This window comes from Pseudomonas sp. AC463 (assembly GCF_979253585.1).
Map to the genome: position 1 here is coordinate 1 of NZ_CEEDDZ010000070.1, position 568 is coordinate 568.

Sequence of the window (568 nt, forward strand, 5' to 3'; positions counted from 1 at the left end):
GTTCACGCTCGATCGCGGACAGACTCTGACGGTGATCGACCCAGAGGGAAAGCAGGTCGCGGACCTGCTGGCGTTCTCGCGCAATGACCTGCGGGAAGTCATCTCGTCCGGCCGCACGCTGGATTACGCCAGCCGCCTGTATCTGACGACGGGCGATCCACTCTATTCCAACCGTAGCAACGTCATGCTGCGGATCGTCGAGGACCCGGTCGGCCGCCACGATTTTCTGCTGACACCCTGTTCGAAGGATACGTTCCGGATCATCTACGGCGACACCGACCCGCACCGCGCCCTACGGTGTCACGGAGGACGACATTCCGGTCGCGTTCAACTGCTTCATGAACGTGCCGATCGACGGCGTCACCGGCACCTTCACCGTGGAACCACCGCTCAGCGGCCCCGGCGACCACATCCGCTTCACCGCGGAAATGGACCTGATTATCGGACTCACCGCGTGCTCCGCACTGCAATCCAATGGCGGCGCGTTCAAGCCGATCCAGTACCGGATCGATTGACAATGGCCTGTTCCTCGCTCCGGCGAGGAACACCTGTCTTACTCTACGAACAC

The 568-nt window shown here is 61.8% G+C and carries 1 pseudogene; it reads left to right on the forward strand.

Annotation, left to right across the window (positions count from 1 at the left end):
• The first annotated feature begins 31 nt into the window (after window positions 1–31).
• Window positions 32–515: pseudogene (locus AC0IYH_RS29115) on the forward strand (DUF1989 domain-containing protein).
• Window positions 516–568: the final 53 nt, after the last annotated feature.